The organism is Blautia obeum ATCC 29174 (assembly GCF_025147765.1).
GTDB lineage: Bacteria > Bacillota > Clostridia > Lachnospirales > Lachnospiraceae > Blautia_A > Blautia_A obeum.
The window spans coordinates 449,102-467,011 of sequence record NZ_CP102265.1; the positions used below are offsets into that span (position 1 = coordinate 449,102).

Annotated in this window: 20 protein-coding genes; all 20 read left to right on the forward strand. The window is 43.2% G+C overall.

Annotated elements, in window-relative coordinates:
* The first annotated feature begins 9 nt into the window (after positions 1 to 9).
* The 20 genes from NQ503_RS02020 (at position 10) to NQ503_RS02115 (ending at position 17,758) form a co-directional block, all read left to right on the forward strand.
* Positions 10 to 642 carry an endonuclease III domain-containing protein gene (locus NQ503_RS02020; protein WP_005425843.1) on the forward strand — a complete coding sequence of 211 codons (633 nt, stop codon included), beginning with the start codon at positions 10 to 12 and terminating at the stop codon, positions 640 to 642.
* Positions 643 to 705: 63 nt separating this feature from the next.
* Positions 706 to 1,626, forward strand: a complete 921-nt coding sequence (locus NQ503_RS02025; protein ID WP_005425844.1) for a ketopantoate reductase family protein — start codon at positions 706 to 708, stop codon at positions 1,624 to 1,626.
* A 17-nt stretch (positions 1,627 to 1,643) separates the two neighbouring features.
* Positions 1,644 to 2,117: an acyl-CoA thioesterase gene (locus NQ503_RS02030; RefSeq protein ID WP_005425845.1), complete on the forward strand. Its 474-nt coding sequence runs from the start codon at positions 1,644 to 1,646 to the stop codon at positions 2,115 to 2,117.
* A 36-nt stretch (positions 2,118 to 2,153) separates the two neighbouring features.
* Positions 2,154 to 2,609 (forward strand): metallophosphoesterase family protein, encoded by a 456-nt coding sequence (locus tag NQ503_RS02035; protein ID WP_005425847.1) that lies wholly within the window; start codon positions 2,154 to 2,156, stop codon positions 2,607 to 2,609.
* A 123-nt stretch (positions 2,610 to 2,732) separates the two neighbouring features.
* Entirely contained in the window at positions 2,733 to 2,975 is a 243-nt protein-coding gene (locus tag NQ503_RS02040) for a hypothetical protein (protein ID WP_005425848.1), read from the forward strand.
* Positions 2,976 to 2,985: 10 nt separating this feature from the next.
* Positions 2,986 to 3,978, forward strand: a complete 993-nt coding sequence (locus NQ503_RS02045) for a helix-turn-helix transcriptional regulator (protein WP_005425849.1) — start codon at positions 2,986 to 2,988, stop codon at positions 3,976 to 3,978.
* A gap of 3 nt (positions 3,979 to 3,981) precedes the next feature.
* Positions 3,982 to 4,950: a biotin--[acetyl-CoA-carboxylase] ligase gene (locus tag NQ503_RS02050; RefSeq protein WP_005425850.1), complete on the forward strand. Its 969-nt coding sequence runs from the start codon at positions 3,982 to 3,984 to the stop codon at positions 4,948 to 4,950.
* A gap of 195 nt (positions 4,951 to 5,145) precedes the next feature.
* A complete protein-coding gene (locus tag NQ503_RS02055; RefSeq protein WP_044925818.1) occupies positions 5,146 to 5,811 on the forward strand; it encodes a F0F1 ATP synthase subunit A in 666 nt (221 codons plus the stop codon).
* Between the two features lie 64 nt (positions 5,812 to 5,875).
* On the forward strand, positions 5,876 to 6,100 hold the full coding sequence (gene atpE, locus NQ503_RS02060; protein WP_005425853.1) for an ATP synthase F0 subunit C: 225 nt from the start codon (positions 5,876 to 5,878) through the stop codon (positions 6,098 to 6,100).
* Between the two features lie 55 nt (positions 6,101 to 6,155).
* Complete coding sequence (atpF, locus tag NQ503_RS02065) at positions 6,156 to 6,656, forward strand: F0F1 ATP synthase subunit B (RefSeq protein WP_044925820.1); 501 nt, start codon at positions 6,156 to 6,158, stop codon at positions 6,654 to 6,656.
* Positions 6,637 to 7,140 (forward strand): ATP synthase F1 subunit delta, encoded by a 504-nt coding sequence (gene atpH / locus NQ503_RS02070; protein ID WP_005425856.1) that lies wholly within the window; start codon positions 6,637 to 6,639, stop codon positions 7,138 to 7,140. Before atpF ends, atpH begins: the two co-directional genes overlap by 20 nt.
* 5 nt (positions 7,141 to 7,145) lie before the next feature.
* Complete coding sequence (gene atpA / locus NQ503_RS02075; protein WP_171030252.1) at positions 7,146 to 8,660, forward strand: F0F1 ATP synthase subunit alpha; 1,515 nt, start codon at positions 7,146 to 7,148, stop codon at positions 8,658 to 8,660.
* Positions 8,661 to 8,731: 71 nt separating this feature from the next.
* Positions 8,732 to 9,622, forward strand: coding sequence for an ATP synthase F1 subunit gamma (gene atpG, locus NQ503_RS02080; protein WP_005425859.1), 891 nt, complete (start codon positions 8,732 to 8,734; stop codon positions 9,620 to 9,622).
* 5 nt (positions 9,623 to 9,627) lie between these two features.
* On the forward strand, positions 9,628 to 11,019 hold the full coding sequence (atpD, locus tag NQ503_RS02085) for a F0F1 ATP synthase subunit beta (RefSeq protein ID WP_005425861.1): 1,392 nt from the start codon (positions 9,628 to 9,630) through the stop codon (positions 11,017 to 11,019).
* A 12-nt stretch (positions 11,020 to 11,031) separates the two neighbouring features.
* Positions 11,032 to 11,442, forward strand: a complete 411-nt coding sequence (atpC, locus tag NQ503_RS02090; RefSeq protein WP_005425864.1) for an ATP synthase F1 subunit epsilon — start codon at positions 11,032 to 11,034, stop codon at positions 11,440 to 11,442.
* A 262-nt stretch (positions 11,443 to 11,704) separates the two neighbouring features.
* Complete coding sequence (locus tag NQ503_RS02095) at positions 11,705 to 12,706, forward strand: LacI family DNA-binding transcriptional regulator (RefSeq protein ID WP_005425867.1); 1,002 nt, start codon at positions 11,705 to 11,707, stop codon at positions 12,704 to 12,706.
* A 363-nt stretch (positions 12,707 to 13,069) separates the two neighbouring features.
* Complete coding sequence (locus NQ503_RS02100; RefSeq protein ID WP_227234128.1) at positions 13,070 to 14,383, forward strand: ABC transporter substrate-binding protein; 1,314 nt, start codon at positions 13,070 to 13,072, stop codon at positions 14,381 to 14,383.
* Between the two features lie 82 nt (positions 14,384 to 14,465).
* The gene (locus NQ503_RS02105) at positions 14,466 to 15,371 is read left to right on the forward strand and encodes a carbohydrate ABC transporter permease (protein ID WP_005425873.1); all 906 of its coding nucleotides are present in this window, start codon (positions 14,466 to 14,468) and stop codon (positions 15,369 to 15,371) included.
* Between the two features lie 17 nt (positions 15,372 to 15,388).
* Positions 15,389 to 16,237 carry a carbohydrate ABC transporter permease gene (locus NQ503_RS02110; protein ID WP_005425875.1) on the forward strand — a complete coding sequence of 283 codons (849 nt, stop codon included), beginning with the start codon at positions 15,389 to 15,391 and terminating at the stop codon, positions 16,235 to 16,237.
* A 33-nt stretch (positions 16,238 to 16,270) separates the two neighbouring features.
* Complete coding sequence (locus NQ503_RS02115) at positions 16,271 to 17,758, forward strand: glycoside hydrolase family 32 protein (RefSeq protein WP_005425877.1); 1,488 nt, start codon at positions 16,271 to 16,273, stop codon at positions 17,756 to 17,758.
* Positions 17,759 to 17,910: the final 152 nt, after the last annotated feature.

Consider the following 17,910-nt stretch of genomic DNA (forward strand, 5'->3'; position numbering starts at 1 on the left):
CAGAAAATAATGAAAAAAGAAGAACTGGCACTGGAAGTGATCGCCCGGCTGAAAAAAGAATATCCGGATGCAGGCTGTACACTGGATTATGATCAGGCATGGAAACTGCTTGTGAGTGTCCGTCTTGCAGCGCAATGTACAGATGCAAGAGTTAACGTAGTTGTAGAGGAGCTTTATGCGAAGTATCCGGATGTGGCATCGCTGGCGGCTGCAGAGCCGGAGGAGATCGAGGAGATCGTCCGGCCGTGTGGACTTGGCAGAAGCAAAGCCAGGGACATCAGTGCATGTATGAGAATCCTTCATGAACAGTATGATGACAACATCCCGACAACTTTCGAGGCACTTTTGAAACTTCCTGGCGTAGGACGCAAGAGTGCCAATCTGATCATGGGAGATGTTTTTGGCAAACCGGCAATTGTTACAGATACGCATTGCATCCGGCTTTGTAATCGAATCGGGCTTGTGGATGGAATCAAAGAACCAAAGAAGGTGGAAATGGCCCTGTGGAAGATCATTCCACCGGAAGAAGGAAGTGATTTCTGCCATCGCCTTGTGTACCATGGACGTGAGGTGTGTACAGCGAGAACAAAACCGTATTGTGACAGATGCTGTCTGGAAGACATCTGCGCGAAAAATATATAATGATCTAATCGGCTCCTCAGGATATGAGGAGCTGATTCTTTAAGAAAAGGAGAATTCTGTGATATGAAATATGCAATCATCGGAGCTGGCGGAACCGGCGGAAGTCTTGGTTTTTTTCTGACGAAGGCAGGAAAAGATGTAACCCTCATCGCCAGAGGAAAACACCTTGAGGCGATCAGAAAAAATGGTCTGGGCATGGAACGCCTGTGGGATCATAAAAGAGAAATGATTCCGGTAAAAGCATGCACAGTGGAAGAATACAGTGATACACCTGATGTGATCCTGGTCTGTGTAAAAGGTTATTCTATGACGGAAACAATTCCGGTGATCCGGAAACTTGCAGGAAAAGATACAGTAGTCCTTCCAATCCTCAATATTTATGGGACAGGAGGAAAACTTCAGAAAGAATTTCCGGAACTGACAGTGCCGGATGGATGTATCTACGTATCTGCCAATATTCTGGAGCCGGGTGTGATCCTGCGACATGGAAAAATTCTCCGTGTTGTCTTCGGTGCGAGAAAACCGGAAGAAGAGACGGAAAAGATGCGTGAAATTGCAAAAGATATGGCATGTGAAAATATAGAAGTGATTCTCTCTGAAGATATTCGCAGAGATGCTATGGTAAAATTCTCTTACGTATCGCCGATCGGAGTAGCCGGACTTTACTGTAATGCGACAGCAGCAGATTTTCAGAAAGACGGAGAGGCAAGAGAAATGTTTAAAGCTCTGATCACTGAGATCGTAGCGCTGTCCCATGCGATGGGAATTGAATTTCAGGAGGATCTTGTGGAGCGAAATCTGAAGATTGTGGCACCACTGGCACCGGAGGCAACCACCTCTATGCAGAGAGATGTGTATGCGGGCAAAAAATCAGAAATAGATGGTCTTGTATATGAAATCGTCCGTCTGGGAAAAGAATATGGTGTCCCACTTCCGGAATACGAAAAAGCGGCGGCACGTTTTCATGAACAGGGACTCAAATAAACGAAGGAAGTGATAAAATGCGGAAAATGAAGAGGGTGGAAGATTCCCGCACTGAAAACACCTATCTGATCATGAATAAGCATATCAACAGCTATGGACGTCTGTTTGGTGGTGTCCTCATGCAGTGGATTGATGAAATGGCCGGGATTGTGGCTCACCGCCATGCAGGAACGATCGTCACAACAGCCTGCGTGGACAATCTGAACTTTAAGGCAGGCGCCTATCTTGGAAATACTGTTGTCCTGATCGGAAAGATGACATACGTGGGAAGAACATCCATGGAAGTACGGATCGATACATATGTGGAAGATTCTGACGGTATGCGCAAGATGATCAACCGTGCATATGAAGTTATGGTGGCGCTTGATGAAAACGACAACAAAGTCGAAGTACCGGGGCTGATCGTTGAGACAGAGGCTGAAAAGGCAGAATGGCAGGGTGCGGAAAAACGTTATGCACTCCGAAAGAAAAGAAGGATTGAAGGATTCTGAGAAATTTTCTGATAGGAATGTTACAGGAGAAAACAGATGGCAAAAAGAATTGGCATCATATCTGATACACACGGATTGCTGAGACCGGAAGTGATCAGCATACTTAAGACATGTGATTGCATTTTACATGCAGGAGATGTTGACCGGCCGGAAATCCTTGACCAGCTCCGGTATCTTGGCAGTCTTTATGTCGTGCGTGGAAATAATGACCGTGACTGGGCCGAAAAGCTTTCAGTTACACTGCGATTTAAAATAGAAGGAACGGAATTCTTTATGACACATAATAAAAAAGATGTTGCATGGGATCTGGGAACAGCGCAGGTTGTTATTTTCGGACACAGTCATCATTATTTTGAAAAAATGATCGATGGACGGCTGTGGTTGAATCCGGGAAGCTGTGGCAGGAGTCGTTTTGGCGGAGAAGTCACCATGGCTCTTATGGAAATCGACAATGGAAACTGGAATGTCAGAAAAATCAATTTTTCTGCATAAAAACGAACATATATTTGCTTTTGAATGATTTGTCCCGTTTTATCGTACATTAAATATGAGATACTCCCAATATAAGAAACAAATGTTCGGAAAACATGTTCGGTATAAAGGGAGGAAACCACGATGGTCAACACAGCAAATGCAGAAGGAAGAGTTTACAGGGCAGAGAGAAGTCACGGAAAGAAGAATCGCAGGAAATTTTCCAGTATCATGGCGATGGTATTAGGGGCGATCGTTACAATAGAGATCATGATCATGGGTGCGATGGTTTTGAAACTGGATTTTCATTCTGCAGACAGGATTGCCCTGGCACTTGGCTTTATGGTATTATATTCAGGTGTAGTTATAGCATTGGCAGATAAATAAGGGAGAATGTATGCCGAGATCATTTAATCAGAAACTCAAAATTTTATATCTGATGAAGGCATTTGAAGAGAAGACGGACAGAGAACATCCGATATCCGTAGCTGAGATCATAAAATATATGGACAGTTATGGAATCAGTGTGGAGCGTAAGGCTGTCTACGATGATATAGAGACACTGAGGGTGTTCGGAATGAAGATTGAGAATCGAAGAGGACGTCCTTCGGGATATTTCCTTGCGGACAGGAAGTTTGAACTTCCGGAATTGAAGATTTTGATGGACGCAGTGCAGTCATCCAGATTCCTGACGCAGAAACAGTCCCGGGAACTTCTACGCAAACTGGAAAGTCTGACCAGTGCCAGTGAAGCGAGGAAACTTCAGTATCAGACTTATACAGTACCGGGAGTGAAGTCACCGAACAATGAAGTATATCAGAATATTCAGGGGATTTATGATGCAATTGCGGAGAACCATCAGATCGGTTTCCTGTATTATGAATGGGATTTTTCTAAGAATCTGAAACAGAAACGCGGTGGAGAAAGATACAGAGTAAGTCCGTGGAAATTAATCTGGAAGAACGAAAATTATTATTTGCTGGGTATGGACGAGAAAAGTGAGATCGTCAAACATTATCGTGTTGACAAGATCAAACATCTGAATATTGAGAAAGCTAAAAGAAATGGAGAGAGCATTTTTCAAAATTTTGATATGGAGAAATTTTCAGCCGGAACTTTTGGAATGTTTGGAGGAAAAGAAACTCCCGTCCGGATGGAATTTGAAAACCGTTTTGTTGGTGTGGTCCTGGATCGTTTTGGACAGGATGTCATGCTGATTCCCCGGGATGAAAAGCATTTTTCGATGCAGACGCACATCAGTGTCAGTCCGAAATTCTTTGGCTGGCTGGCCAGCCTTGGAACAGGGGCAGTGATCATATCACCGGAGAATGTACGCAGAGAATATATATCATTTATGAAGAATACTCTGATGAATTATGGAGAAGAATAGAATATGACCGTTAAATCAAGACTTTTGGAAATTCTGGAGAAAGAGAAGGGTGAGACCCTTTCAGGAGAAAAGTTAGCCGAGGAGCTTCACTGTACCAGGGCAGCAATCTGGAAAGCTGTGAAATCTCTTCGGGAAGAAGGATACATGATAGAGGCGGGACCAAATAAAGGCTATATGCTGGTGAAAGCGAATGATCGACTTTCCGTTGAAGCAATACGGCCTTTTTTGTCGTTTCCGGAGGTTTATATCAAAGTTTATCAGGAAGTGGATTCTACGAACCGTGCAGCGAAAGCGGCTGCTATTACCGGAGAAGCCGGTCATGGAAGCTTTGTGCTGGCGGGATGCCAGACAGAAGGACGTGGCCGGCGGGGACGCAGTTTTTATTCACCGCAGGATGCAGGAATCTACCTGAGTGTGATCCTCGAACCGAAAGGCAGTCTTCAGGAGAGTCTGCTTCTGACTGCAGAGGCGGCAGTGGCAGTTTACAGAGCAGTAAAGAAAATTACCGGAGTTGAACTGGATATTAAGTGGGTTAATGACCTTTATCATAATGGAAAAAAAGTCTGCGGCATTCTTACAGAAGCAGTCACAGACTTTGAGAGTGGAAATATTGAATTTGCCGTGGTCGGAATCGGGTTGAATATTTTTGAGGCAGCGGACGGATACCCGGATTCGTTAAAAGGAATTGCCGGTGGAATATATGAGAACCGGGAAGCTGCGGGAGAGCTTGACCGCAGCCGACTGGCCGCAGAGATTGTAAATGCCCTGCTTGAGGAAACCAGAGAACTGAGACTTCCGCAGGAATATATAGAACATAATCTTGTGCCCGGAAGGGAAATCTGTATTTCGGACGGAGATAAGATCCGCAGAGTGAAAGCACTGGAAATATGCCCGGATGGAAGACTGAAGGTAGAGGAAGCAGACGGTTCCTTGTCGGTTTTGTCCTATGGAGAAGTATCAATTATAATATGAAGTTATATTAAATATAATTGTGAAATGTGCATAATTTTGCATTCCATTTTGAGACAAAATAGGGAGAATGGATATTGACTTTTTTTTGACAAAGAGCGTAAAATAAGTGCAACAAAGACAGACCGGTCATACCAATTTAATGACAATCCGGTCGAGAGAAAAGGAGGGAGAAAGACGGGAAATTTATCAGCCACACTGGCAGAAGAGCTGGAAAGCAAGACTGCCTTTACGATACCGGTGTTTGGCGGAGTGCCGATCGCAGAGAGTGTAGTTGTTACATGGGTGATCATGGCAGTGCTGTTAGTACTTTCACTGATACTGGTTCGTAATCTCAAGGTTGAGAATCCAGGCAAGAAACAGCTTCTTCTGGAATCAGGAGTAAGTTTTCTCTTGAATTTCTTTGAAGGAATTCTTGGAGAAGAGGGAAAAAGATATATCCCTTATCTGATGTCTACCGTTATCTATATTGGAATTGCCAATATAGCAGGTGTCTTTGGTTTCACACCACCTACCAAGGATATGAATGTGACCATAGCACTTTCGCTCATGAGCATTATTCTGATCGAGTACTCTGGTTTTCATAAACGAGGACTCAAAGGATTTCTGCATAGTTTTGCAGAACCGGTTCCGATCATGCTTCCGATCAACATTCTGGAACTGGCGATCAGGCCGACATCATTGTGTATGCGATTATTTGGTAATGTCCTGGGAAGTTTCGTAGTAATGAAATTGCTTGAGTTTATATGTCCGGCAATTCTTCCCATACCATTCAGCCTGTACTTTGATTTCTTTGACGGATTCATCCAGGCATATGTATTCGTATTCTTAACATCGCTGTTTATCAAGGAAGCAATTGAATAATCAGGATAAACAGATATCAAATTAAGAAAATTCATTATTTTTGTCAATCGAGGAGGAAAAAATTATGTCAACATTAGTAGCAATCGGAGCAGCAATCGCAGTTCTTACAGGTATCGGAGCTGGTATCGGTATCGGCCTCGCAACTTCAAAAGCAGTAGAAGCAATCGCAAGACAGCCTGAAGCAGAGAGTAAGATCAGTAAGAACCTTCTGTTAGGATGTGCACTTGCCGAGGCAACAGCTATCTACGGTTTCGTAATCGGTCTTCTGATCATCATCATGCTGGGCTAATAGAAAAGATATAGACAATGAGAATGAATCAGGATAAGAGAGGCAGGTGGACTAGGTGATAAAGATTGATATCAACCTTGTCTTCACAATCATCAACCTGTTGGTTCTGTATCTTTTGATGAAGAAGTTTTTATTCGGACCGATCATAAATGTGATGGACCAGAGAAAAGCGATGATCGACCAGCAGTTTGCAGAAGCAAAGGAACGACAGGATAATGCAAAAGCACTTCAGGAACAGTATGAGGGTGCTTTAAAATCTGCAAAAGAAGAATCCTACCAGATCATGGAACAGGCCAGAAAAGAAGCAAAAGCTCAGGCAGACCATACAGTAGAAGAGACAACCGCAAAAGTAGATGCCATGCTTGCAAAGGCACAGGAAGACATCCGTATGGAACGCGAGAATGCAATGCGTCAGATGAAAGGCGATGTTGCAGAGCTTGCTATGAAAGCTGCAGCTAAGATCATTGGTAAGGACAGTGGAGCAGATCAGGATTTATCCTTATATGATCAATTTATAGAAGAAGCAGGTGATCCGGATGACAGCGACCGCCGTTAATTATGCAAAAACACTGTACGAGCTTTCTGTTTCGACAGAAGCCGTACAGACAACAAAAGAAATATTCCGTGAGGTTCCGGGGCTGGCAGAGAGCCTTGAGAACCCACTGGTGCCTTTTGAAGCAAAGAGCAGAGTGATCGACAGAGTGATCCCTGATGAGATGAAGAATTTCATTAAGGTTGCCTGCAGACACAGAAACATCGGTCTTCTGAATGAGATCTTTGAAAATTATGAAGAAATCTGCAGAAGACATAAGAACATCCTGCATGCAGTGATGCGTTATGTAACACCGCCGAAGGATGAACAGCTGAAAGGCATCAAAGCATTTTTGTGCCGGGAATTTCAGGCTGAACAGGCCGAAATAGAGATGATAGAAGACAAAAGTCTGATCGGAGGATTTGTCCTCCAGGCAGACGGACGTGAATTTGACTGGAGCATGCGGGGACGTTACCGTATGTTACAACAGAAACTGACCCGGAGGTGAACACGTTGAGTGCAATCAACCCAGATGAGATTATTTCTATTCTAAAAGAAGAAATAGAAAATTATGATGAGATCAGCCAGAACCAGGAAGTGGGAACGGTTATTTCTGTAGGTGACGGAATTGCGACTGTCTATGGAATTGACCATGCCATGTATGGTGAGGTTGTAGTATTTGAAAACGGACTCAAGGGAATGGTTCAGGATATCCGTACAAACAGCATGGGATGCATCCTGTTTGGTAAAGATACCGGAATCAAAGAGGGAACCAAAGTAACCAGAACCGGAAAACAGGCAGGTATTCCTGTTGGTAATGGATATGTAGGAAGAATCGTAAATGCCCTTGGTGCTCCGATAGATGGAAAAGGCGAGATCAAAGAAGAAGGATATCGCCCGGTAGAGAATCCTGCACCAGGAATCATCGACCGTAAATCCGTAACTGTACCGCTGGAAACAGGTATCCTTTCTCTGGATTCCATGTTCCCGATTGGCCGTGGACAGCGTGAGCTGATCATCGGTGACAGACAGACCGGTAAGACTTCACTCGCAATCGACACGATCCTGAACCAGAAGGGAAAGGATGTAATTTGTATTTATGTAGCAATCGGACAGAAGGCATCTACCGTTGCAAAGGTTGTATCCAACCTCGAAAAATACGGTGCGATGGAGTACACAACAGTATTCTCCTCAACAGCCAGTGACTGTGCACCGCTTCAGTACATTGCACCTTATGCAGGAACAGCACTTGCTGAGTTCTTTATGTATCAGGGAAAAGATGTGCTGATCGTATATGATGACCTTTCTAAACACGCAGTAGCATATCGAGCACTGTCCCTGTTACTGGAACGTTCTCCGGGACGTGAGGCATATCCTGGTGATGTGTTCTACCTGCATTCCAGACTTCTGGAGAGATCCAGCCGTCTGAGCGATGAAAAGGGAGGCGGTTCTATTACAGCTCTTCCGATCATCGAGACACAGGCAGGTGATGTATCTGCATATATTCCGACCAACGTAATTTCTATTACAGATGGTCAGATTTTCCTGGAGAGCGACCTGTTCTTCTCCGGTATGAGACCGGCCGTAAACGTCGGACTTTCTGTATCACGAGTTGGTGGTGCAGCCCAGACAAAGGCAATGAAAAAAGCATCCGGAAGTGTTCGTATCGATCTTGCTCAGTACCGTGAGATGGAAGTCTTCACACAGTTCAGTTCCGATCTGGATGAAGCAACAAAGGCACAGCTGGCATACGGCGGATGCCTGATGGAACTTCTGAAACAGCCGCTGTGTAATCCACTTGCACTTCACGAACAGGTAATTACATTGTGGACAGCAACTCATAAAAAAATGGTTCATGTGGATAAAAAGAATGTGAAACAGTATCAGAAAGATCTTCTGGCATACTTCGATAATGTTTACCCGGAAATCGGTAAAGAAATCGAAGAGACCAAGGTACTCAGTGATGAACTGGGAGAAAAGATCCTTCAGGTTGCAGATGAGTTCAGGGATCGTGCAGCTACCAAATAAATTATTTGTAAAGAATGCGATTACTGTGAAATGACAAGTTTGTCAGAGACAGTAACCGGCAGGAGGAATTTATGGCAAATGCAAGAGAAATAAAGAGCAGGATAAGCAGTGTCCAGGACACAATGAAAATTACCAATGCCATGTATATGATTTCCTCTTCCAAAATGAAAAAAGCCAAAAAGATACTGTCGGATACCGAGCCGTATTTCTACAATATGCAGAGTGCGATCGCACGTATCCTCCGACATATCCCGGATATACAGCATCCGTTTTTCAGTGTCCGCCACCTGATTCCTACAGAGGAACGTAAGATTGCGACGATTGTGGTAACAGGTGATAAGGGTATGGCAGGTGCCTATAACCACAATATTACCAAGATGACAGAGGAATTTATGGCCAATACTCCTGGCCACCATAAACTGTATGTCCTTGGTGTTGTAGGAAGACAGTATTTCAGTAAAAAAGATGTCGATATGGATGGAAGCTTCCGTTATACTGTACAGAAGCCAACCATGCACAGGGCAAGAATGATCAGTGAGGAAGTTATAAGAGGCTTTCTGGAAAGAGAAGTGGACGAGGTGCATATCATCTATACACAGATGCAGAATGCAGTTGTGATGGAACCGGTAAATATGCAGCTTCTTCCTTTAAAAAAGACCAGCTTTTCACCGCTTGAGATGCCGGCAGAAGTTCATCAGGAAGAAATCGAAATGTTTCCTTCCGCAGATGGCGTGCTGGATATCATGATTCCAAACTATCTGACAGGTGTGATCTATGGATGTCTGGTTGAAGCATATGCCAGTGAGCACAATGCCAGAATGACCGCTATGCAGTCATCTACGGACAGTGCAAAGAAAATGCTTCAGGATCTGTCGATTCAGTATAACCGGGCACGTCAGGCAGCGATCACACAGGAGATCACAGAGGTTTGTAGCGGTGCAAAGGCCCAGAAAAGGAAGTGACGAGAATGAGTAAAGGTAAGATCGTACAGGTCATGGGACCTGTTGTAGATGTTGTTTTTGAAGATGGAGATCTGCCGGATATCAAAGATGCTCTTGAAGTTGAAAACAACGGTAAAAAATGTGTTATGGAAGTTTCTCAGCATCTGGGAAATGATGTGGTTCGATGCATCATGCTGAGTGCCAGTGAGGGACTTCAGAGAGACAGAGAAGTAATTGCTACAGGAAGTGGAATCAAAGTTCCTGTAGGTGACTGTACTCTGGGAAGACTGTTCAACGTTCTCGGGGAGACAGTAGATGGTGGAGAATCTCTGGATGATGCAGAGCATTGGGTAATCCACAGAGATCCGCCGAGTTTTGAAGAACAGAAACCGGCAGTTGAGATCCTGGAAACAGGAATCAAAGTCATCGACCTTCTTGCTCCTTACGCAAAGGGTGGTAAGATCGGTCTGTTTGGTGGTGCCGGTGTTGGTAAGACAGTCCTGATTCAGGAGCTGATCCAGAATATCGCTACCGAGCATGGTGGATATTCTATTTTCACCGGTGTTGGTGAACGTTCCCGTGAGGGTAATGACCTTTGGAGTGAAATGAAAGAATCCGGCGTACTTAAGAAAACAGCCTTAGTGTTCGGACAGATGAACGAGCCGCCGGGATCCCGTATGCGTGTTGCGGAAACAGGTCTTACTATGGCAGAATATTTCCGTGATACAGAACATAGAGATGTCCTTCTTTTCATTGATAATATCTTCCGTTTTGTACAGGCAGGTTCCGAGGTATCCGCACTTCTTGGACGTATGCCTTCCGCAGTAGGTTACCAGCCGACTCTGGCTACAGAGATGGGTGAACTGCAGGAGCGTATCGCATCCACAACATCCGGATCCGTTACTTCTGTACAGGCAGTTTATGTACCGGCCGATGACCTGACTGACCCGGCACCGGCAACAACATTCGCACATCTGGATGCAACGACAGTTCTTTCCCGTAAGATCGTTGAGCAGGGTATTTACCCGGCCGTAGATCCACTGGAATCTACATCCCGTATTCTTGAAGCAGATGTTGTAGGTGAAGAGCATTACGAAGTAGCACGCCGTGTACAGGAAATCCTTCAGAAATACAAAGAGCTGCAGGACATCATTGCAATCCTTGGTATGGAAGAGCTCTCTGACGAAGATAAAAATACTGTATTCCGTGCAAGAAAGATCCAGAAATTCCTTTCTCAGCCGTTCCATGTAGCTGAGAACTTCACAGGTATTCCTGGAAAATATGTTCCGCTTAAAGAAACAATCCGTGGATTCAAGATGATCATCGATGGTGAGATGGATGAATATCCGGAAAACGCATTCTTCAATGTAGGAACTATAGACGAAGTAGTTGAAAAAGCAAAAACTCTGGAACAGTAAGGAGTGAGGCTTATGCAGAATACATTCGGTCTTGAGATATACGCTGCAAACAGACAGTTCTTTTCCGGAAGAGCGCAGTCACTGATCATACCGGCGGAAGATGGACAGAAAGAATTTCTTGCTCATCATGCGAATATGATCTGTGCCATTGTTCCGGGAGAGCTTCGTTTTCAGGATGCGAAAGGAAATTGGGAGACAGTGGCAGTGAGTTCCGGGTTTGTAGAGATGATCAACAACCGTGCAAAACTGTTCTGTCTGACGGTAGAACGTCCGGAGGAAATCGACATCCGAAGAGCTGAAGAGGCTCGTGATCGTGCTGAAGAGCAGCTCCGTCAGCAGCAGAGTATTGTAGAATATCACAGAAGTCAGGCTGCGCTTGCAAGAGCCATGACCCGGCTCCGTGTAACAAAAGAATTAAAATGATATCAGGGTTCCAAAGGCCATAAATAGAGTTAAAAAGAGAATTGCTATTATATAGTGATTCTCTTTTTTTGACGAAAAAACGAAAATGGCTCCATATATAGCGCATTATGTTAATTGTAAAGAAAATTTGGCTGTGTTATACTCTCTTATACGATATTAAAATCTATAATGCGATTTCAACCGTGCGAAGGAAGAAAATTGGTATTATTGACAGGAACAGTTACTGTGAACGGTAACTGGCAGTATGAAAGGTTAAGTAAGAATGGCAAGTATGAAAGATGTGGCGCAGAGAGCCGGAGTAGGAGTCGGTACTGTGTCGAGAGTTATCAATGACAGCGGATATGTGTCTGCTGATACACGCAAAAAGATAGAACGGGCAATCGAAGAACTGGGATATACACCAAATGAACTGGCAAGAAATCTGTTTCGTAATCGGACAGGAATAATAGGTGTTCTGATTCCGGATCTTGACCACCCTTTTTTCTCCGCGTTCGCACGGGAAACAGAGCTTTCGCTTTATAAACTGGGATACAAAACAATGATCTGTAATACGGTCGGAAGCAGTAATCGAGAGCGTGATTATCTGAATATGCTCGACCGAAATATGGTAGATGGGATCATTACCGGTGCACATACACTCCATAAAACTGAATATGCGAACAGAAAGCATACGATAGTTGCTCTGGATCAGGATTTCGGACCGGAAATTCCTATAATTGGGTCAGACCATCTGTATGGAGGAAAGCTTGCAGCTGAGATCATGATCAAAAACGGATGTAAGCGGATCATACAAATAACAGGTATCGCACCGAACGTAGCTGCCAATGACAGGCATACAGTATTTGAAGAGTCATTGAAAGCACATGGAATAGAAGTCTTGAATATCGAGATGGAATGGAATAAATTTGACCATCAGTCCTACTGGGACGCTGCAAAAGAAGCAATAGAAAAATATCCGGATGCTGATGGTGTGTTTGCGGCAGATCAGCCTGCACTGTGTTATATGCATCTTGCAATACAGGCAGGAAAAAGAGTGCCGGAAGATCTGAAAGTGATCACTTACGATGGAATGGATGTCAGCAGGCTTTGCTATCCGGAGGTGACAGCAATCTGTCAAAACGTTAAATTTTTGGCAGAATCTTGTGCGAGAACCGTGCTGGATTTGATTGATGGAAAGGAACGCGTTCCACACAGAAAGGTACTATCAGTGGAGTTACAGCAGGGTCAAAGCACCTATCCGGTGGAAATTACCGGAGAAATCTAGGAATTACATATAATGAAGCAGATTTTTCAGAAGCAGATAAAAGCATAAATTGCCTTTATCTGCTTTTTATATTATGCTGAGAATTTGTTAAAATTATGTCGTTTTAGCTTGTGCATAATATACAAAAACAAATATAAAAAATTATAAAAATGCACGGAAATGTGTTTTTGGAAGGATTTTTGTGGAATATCGGTTGACAAATCAGGATAGAAAGGATATTATAAAAACACGATATGGAACGGCTTCCACACAAACAATTAAAAAGTACTAAGAACGAAAAAATTTTTTTAAAGCACGTGGAACGCGTTCTACAATATTTCCTTTCGCGCGGTGGAAACAGAGTTTAAAAGGAGGATAATTAAAATGAAAAAAACCATTAGTTTAGCAATGGCAGCAGCACTTGCAATTTCCGGAGCAGTAACAACTGTACCGGTATTCGCAGACGATGTAACAAATATCACAATCTGGAGTCCTACTGACAGAGAAGCAATTGAAGCATGGTGGAAAGATAAGATTGCAGAGTGGAATAAAGATCATCCAGAAATCCAGGTAAGCCGTGAAGCAATCGACCGTTCCGATTCTTATGCTTATGATAACAAAATTGCTACAGCAGTTACCTCTAATGATCTTCCGGATATCTTCTATGTAGACGGACCTCAGGTTTCCTACTATGCAGCTAATGGCATCACAGTTCCGCTTGATGATTATTTTACAGATGAGGATAAAGCAGATTTCGTAAATTCTTCAATGACGCAGAATACATATGATGGCAAATTATATGCTGTAGGTGCAACAGAATCTTCTGTAGCATTCTACTACAACAAAGATTACCTCAAAGAATGTGGTGTAGATACAGACGATCTTGACTCCCGTACACTTGAAAACCCACTGACAACAGATGAAGTTGCTGAAATCGCTGAAAAATGTACAACAGATGATTATGTAGGAACACACATCATCATGGATCACGGCGAAGGACTGCCATATGCTCTTGAACCGCTGTATCTTTCCGCTGGAAAAGATTATATCAGCGAAGATGGAAAAGAAGCCGATGGATATGTGAACAGTGAAGAAGCAGTAAACACAACATCATGGCTTGCAGATCTGATCGCTAAAGGATATGCAAACGTTGAACCGATCACAGACGAATTCCTCAATGGCGCATGTGCAACAATGCTCGGTGGTTCATGGGAAATTGCAACACTTGAACAGAATGCTGACTTTGACTGGGGTGTAACTTACTATCCGGTAAATGCTGAAACTAAAAAAGCAGTTTCTCCATGCGGTGACTGGTCTGCAGCAATCTCTAAAGACTGCGAGAATGCAGATGCAGCTGGTGAATTCCTGGCATGGCTGATGAACACAGACAACGTAGCAACATATGCAGCAGCAATTGCAAAACCTGCAACACGTTCTTCTGCTTATGAAACAGAAGCAATGACTGAGTACAAAGAAGGAGCAAGAGCTCTTATTGTAGATCAGCTTGAAAACACAGCAGTTCCGCGTCCTAGAACACCATCCTATGCTACATTCTCATCTGCCTACGCAGAAGCAATGACAAACATTTTCTCTGATGCAGCAAGTAATGAAGAAGTAGATACAGATTATGTTCAGTCCGAGCTTGATACAGCAGTTGACACATTTACAGAAGACTACGAAACATATTACGCTGAATAAGAAAATTAATGAAGACGGAGCCGCATCGGCATAAAAGCGGTGCGGCTCTGCTTTTTCTTAAAAAGGAAAAGGGGGAAAGGCAATGGCAAAGGCAGAAAAAAAGAAGCTTACCGGCCGTAAACGTGATGAAAGAGTAGCTGCATATATATTCGTAGCACCGGCAGTAATTCTTCTGATTGCATTTCTTGTTGTACCAATGATCTATACCGTATACTTTTCAGGATTTAAATATCAGATCATGAGACCTGATGCAATGAAATTTATCGGTTTTGAAAACTATCAGAAGCTTTTCAGTGATAAAAACTTCTGGCTTGCATTAAAAAATACCGTTTATTTTACAGTAATTGTTGTTCCTTGTCAGTGTGCACTTGCGCTCGCTCTTGCACTTTTGGTTTCAAAGAAGTTCCGTGGAGTGGCAGTCTTCCGTACCATGTACTTTGCACCACAGCTTACATCCATGGTAGTTATCTCCGTATTGTGGTCAGTACTTTACAATGCAAATCCAAATACAGGTCTGATCAACTCAATCCTTGTATCTCTTGGAATGAGCCCGATCAAATTCCTGAGTGATGCAAATACAGCGATGAACTCCATCATCTTTATGTCTGCATGGCAGGGTGCCGGTTATCAGATGATGATCTTCCTGGCAGGTCTTCAGGGAATCCCGAGGGACCAGTACGAAGCAGCATCTGTAGATGGTGCAACCAAGTTTAAACAGTTCCTTTACATCACGCTCCCGGGACTGAAGGGAACTATTAAATACGTAATTATGATCACTATGATCCAGGCAATGAAACTTTTTACACAGCCATATATCATGACACAGGGTGGACCGAAAAACTCCACAAAGACTCTTGTGTATTACATTTATACACAGGGCTTCCAGAAAGGTAACTTTGGTTATGCCTGCTCGATCGCAGCTGTATTCTTTGTGATCGTTGTATGTATGTCTATGGCGATGAAGAAAGTAACTGCGGCAACAGACTGAGAAAGGAGGATATAAATATGAAAAAATCAATGAGGTTTTCTAATGCATTTGGAAAATTCATGTTCTATTTTGGAAATATTATCATCGGTATCATCTTTGTATCTCCTCTGATCTGGATGATTTCCGCATCACTGAAACCAGAAGCTAAGATTTTTGCAAATATGGATTCGCTGACTACTTTTTTACCGGTTCAGGCATCCTTAAATAACTATGCAGAAGTATTTTCACGACTGAATATGCCTTTGGTATTTAAAAATACACTGCTTTATATTGCACTGATCCTTGTTCTGGATCTGCTTGTAAACTCCATGTGCGGTTATGCATTGGCTAAATTTGAATTCAGAGGAAAAGGTGCAGTTCTGAATCTTGTAATTGCACTGATGGTACTGCCGATGGAAGCAATCATGCTCCCACTTTACATTGAAATGTCTCAGCTCGGCTGGGTAAACACACTTGCAGCACTGGTTGTTCCTTTTGTTGCAAAATGCTTTTCTATTTATATGTTCAGACAGTTCTTCTGTGACGTTCCGGATGATCTGATTGAAGCGGCTGCAATTGATGGCTGTAGTCCGATCAGAACATTTTTCCAGATCGTTATGCCAATCTCCAAAACAGTATACGCAACTGTATTTATTCTTGATTTTGTAGCACATTGGAATGATTTTATGTGGCCATTCCTCGTTATGACAGGAGAAGATAAGCGTACGATCCAGCTTGCAGTTCAGTCATTTTTTGGAACACAGCCGGTACATTACAGTGCGATCATGGCAGCCCTTGTCGTATCTGCAATCCCGATGATCATTATGTTTATCTTCATGCAGAAATACTATGTTGAAGGCATTGCATCATCAGGAATTAAAGGTTGATGGAAAACAGTAATAACAGGGAGATAAAGTATTATGAGTAAAGAGAAATTAATGAGGGCAAGAGAATTTGAGCAGGAACAGTTAAAAAGAATTTCTCCGGAAGAACGTCCCTGCTATCATGTGACAGGTGGTTCCGGATGGATCAATGATCCAAATGGATTCTCCTTTTATAAAGATGAATATCATCTGTTTTATCAGTATCATCCGTATTCTAATGAATGGGGGCCGATGCACTGGGGACATGTGACAAGTAAGGATCTTATCACCTGGGAGAGACTTCCACTTGCCATGGTTCCGGAAGAATCCTATGATAATTTCGGATGTTTCTCCGGAAGTGGTGTTGAGCTTCCGGATGGCCGACATCTTCTGATGTATACAGGTGTTGGATATGTAAGTGATATTCCAATGGCCAATGGAGAACTTCCAACACACCAGACACAGTGTCTGGCAGTGGGTGATGGAACAGATTACGAGAAATATGAAAAGAATCCGGTTATTACCGGAGATGATATTCCCGTAGGCGGAAGCAAAGTTGATTTCCGTGATCCTAAGATCTGGAAAGATGAGGATGGATTTTATTATGCAGTTGTTGCAAATATGATGGACGATGGAAACGGCCGGATCCTTCTTTTCAGAAGTACAGATGCATTTCAGTGGCAGTATGTATGCGTACTTGACCACAGTGATGAAAAACTTGGAAAAATGTGGGAATGTCCGGATTTCTATGAAGTAGATGGAAAGCATGTCCTGGTCGTAAGCCCGATGGCGATGATGCCGGATGGTCTGAAGTTCCACGTAGGTCACAGTGTCATTTATCTGACAGGAACTTATGACAAAAAGACACATCAGTTTATCAGAGAGGATGTGCAGCCGCTTGACAGTGGAATTGATTTCTATGCTCCGCAGAGTATGCTGACACCGGATGGCCGACGCGTGATGATCGCGTGGATGCAGGCATGGCCGAATTCCAAATTTGTTCCGGATGGTGTGAAATATTTCGGGCAGATGACAGTTCCGAGGGAAATCAATTACCGTAATGGAAAACTCATTCAGCAGCCGGTTCGTGAGATTGAAAATTATCGTGGAGAACATGTTCACTATGAGGATGTGGAAATCTCCGATGAAACTGTTCTGAATGGTGTAGACGGACGTGTGCTTGATATGACAGTGAAGCTGAAGGTAACAGATGAGTTCAAAAAGTTCACCATTAAGCTTGCTGCTGATGAAACCTATGATTCTACGATCACTTATGATCCGGTAAGAGAAGTTCTCTCTCTTGACCGCAGCCGCAGTGGATATATGTATGACATCCTTCATACAAGAGATATTCAGGTAAAACCGGCAGACGGTGAAGTGACTTTGAGAATCCTCATGGACAGATTCAGCGTAGAGATTTTTATCAATGACGGAAGTCAGACTGCAACAATGGTATTGTTTACTCCTCAGAAAGCAGATAATATCAGCTTTGCAGCAGATGGAAAAGCTCAGATAAGCGTTGAAAAATACACCCTTACCTTTTAATTAAAATATATGAGAGAAGGCAGACGATGCGTTATGCTCGCCTGTCTTTTTTCGTTTTTGAAAGCAGTATTTTTCTGTTCAGGAAAGTGAAGCTGTGGTATACTAAAGTGCAGAAAAGACAGAAACAAATCATTTCTTAAAACATAAGAAAG

Coding starts and splice junctions, on each gene's coding strand:
- NQ503_RS02020 (WP_005425843.1), top strand. CDS start 10: ATGAAAAAAGAAGAACTGGCACTGGAAGTGATCGCCCGGCTGAAAAAA.
- NQ503_RS02025 (WP_005425844.1), top strand. CDS start 706: ATGAAATATGCAATCATCGGAGCTGGCGGAACCGGCGGAAGTCTTGGT.
- NQ503_RS02030 (WP_005425845.1), top strand. CDS start 1,644: ATGCGGAAAATGAAGAGGGTGGAAGATTCCCGCACTGAAAACACCTAT.
- NQ503_RS02035 (WP_005425847.1), top strand. CDS start 2,154: ATGGCAAAAAGAATTGGCATCATATCTGATACACACGGATTGCTGAGA.
- NQ503_RS02040 (WP_005425848.1), top strand. CDS start 2,733: ATGGTCAACACAGCAAATGCAGAAGGAAGAGTTTACAGGGCAGAGAGA.
- NQ503_RS02045 (WP_005425849.1), top strand. CDS start 2,986: ATGCCGAGATCATTTAATCAGAAACTCAAAATTTTATATCTGATGAAG.
- NQ503_RS02050 (WP_005425850.1), top strand. CDS start 3,982: ATGACCGTTAAATCAAGACTTTTGGAAATTCTGGAGAAAGAGAAGGGT.
- atpE (WP_005425853.1), top strand. CDS start 5,876: ATGTCAACATTAGTAGCAATCGGAGCAGCAATCGCAGTTCTTACAGGT.
- atpH (WP_005425856.1), top strand. CDS start 6,637: ATGACAGCGACCGCCGTTAATTATGCAAAAACACTGTACGAGCTTTCT.
- atpG (WP_005425859.1), top strand. CDS start 8,732: ATGGCAAATGCAAGAGAAATAAAGAGCAGGATAAGCAGTGTCCAGGAC.
- atpD (WP_005425861.1), top strand. CDS start 9,628: ATGAGTAAAGGTAAGATCGTACAGGTCATGGGACCTGTTGTAGATGTT.
- atpC (WP_005425864.1), top strand. CDS start 11,032: ATGCAGAATACATTCGGTCTTGAGATATACGCTGCAAACAGACAGTTC.
- NQ503_RS02095 (WP_005425867.1), top strand. CDS start 11,705: ATGGCAAGTATGAAAGATGTGGCGCAGAGAGCCGGAGTAGGAGTCGGT.
- NQ503_RS02100 (WP_227234128.1), top strand. CDS start 13,070: ATGAAAAAAACCATTAGTTTAGCAATGGCAGCAGCACTTGCAATTTCC.
- NQ503_RS02105 (WP_005425873.1), top strand. CDS start 14,466: ATGGCAAAGGCAGAAAAAAAGAAGCTTACCGGCCGTAAACGTGATGAA.
- NQ503_RS02110 (WP_005425875.1), top strand. CDS start 15,389: ATGAAAAAATCAATGAGGTTTTCTAATGCATTTGGAAAATTCATGTTC.
- NQ503_RS02115 (WP_005425877.1), top strand. CDS start 16,271: ATGAGTAAAGAGAAATTAATGAGGGCAAGAGAATTTGAGCAGGAACAG.